The sequence below is a fragment of the Marinimicrobium sp. UBA4209 genome (assembly GCF_002381585.1).
GTDB lineage: Bacteria > Pseudomonadota > Gammaproteobacteria > Pseudomonadales > Cellvibrionaceae > Marinimicrobium > Marinimicrobium koreense.
In genome coordinates, this window is record NZ_DFTP01000089.1 from 60,463 (window position 1) to 61,905 (window position 1,443).

Annotated in this window: 1 protein-coding gene; it reads left to right on the forward strand. The window is 53.3% G+C overall.

Translation table 11 applies throughout. The features are described from left to right. A partial coding sequence (locus B3187_RS13030) for a DEAD/DEAH box helicase (RefSeq protein WP_286806915.1) occupies nt 1-1,314 on the forward strand: 1,314 nt, incomplete at its 5' end. Nucleotides 1,315-1,443: the final 129 nt, after the last annotated feature.

The window sequence follows — 1,443 nt, forward strand, 5'->3', positions numbered from 1 at the left end:
TTTGGTGAAAAGCTTTCCCTTCCTCAGGTTGACCGAATCCGCTGGCACCTCTTTCCCGAAGTGCGCATCAATGCGCCGCAACAGGACCTGTTCGGAGACTCTGATGACGATCCGGATGACGAGCATGATAGTGCGTCGAACGTTAGTCAGACTCTCGTCCCGGAAATTGTCCGGGTGATGGATATTCAACAGGAGCAATTGGCAAAAAGTCTTGGGGACGGACATCGAGTCATTCACGGTGTCGCGGGCTCCGGAAAAACCCTGATTCTCGGCTATCGTTGTCTGCATTTGTCTCAAGCGACCCGCAAGCCCATTCTCGTGCTCTGTTTCAATATTGCGTTGGCGGCGCGGCTCAGGTCGTTTATGTCAGAGCGGGGTATTGATGAACAGGTTCAGGTTTATCACTTTCACGAGTGGTGCGGCCTTCAGTTGAAAACGTACCATGTGGATACCGAACAAGGCGCCAGACCCCTTTGGGAGCGGCAGGTAACCAGCGTGATCGCCGGGGTGGAGAGGGGGGATATTCCTCGTGCGCAGTACGGTGCTCTGATGATTGATGAGGGCCATGACTTTGAGCCGGAGTGGTTAAAGCTGGTGGTTCAGATGATCGATCCCGATACCAATTCATTGCTCCTGCTGTACGACGATGCGCAGGCGATTTACAGCCGACGACAACTCGGATTTCCGTTATCCAGTGCGGGCATCCAGGCACGCGGCCGCACTACGATCCTCAAGCTCAACTACCGAAACACCCGAGAAATACTGACCTTTGCCTATGATTTCTCCAAAGAGTATCTGCAGGCCCAAGACGCCGATGACGATCATGTACCGCTAATTCAGCCAGAGGTGGCGGGTGCAAGTGGACCTCAGCCGGTTTACAGACCATTCAAGAGCGCTGCGGATGAATATCAGTACATCGTTCGCTGCGTCGACAAATGGCGTAGCGGCGGGAAACCACTAAGTAGTATCGCCATTATCTACGCACACCATCACCAAGGTGAAGCGCTCAAATCGGCGTTGGACCAAGCTGGGGTTCCCGCCGCTTGGCTAAAATCGTCCGTTCACAAGAAAACTTACAATCCGGCGGATGAGAAGGTGACGCTATTGACTCGTCAGAGCAGTAAAGGCCTGGAGTTTGATACGGTCATTTTAAGTGGGGTCGGGGCATTGAAAGACGGAGAGGATGATATGCCCCGAGAGACACGGTTGCTATATGTCGGTATGACGCGCGCCAAGCAACAACTTCTGGTCACTAGTGGATCAACCAACTTGTTCACGGACCGTCTTCAGGAACTGGCTCACCAAGCTGTCTGAGAGCAGTCTTTACGTAGTGTCGGACTGATTAATACCCCGAAAATGGCCGGGCGCTTGTTCTTTTGGTGGAGGCGGGCGGAATGCGTCACCCAAGTGGTTCTATTGACTATATGTTTCGGGCTGGGTAAC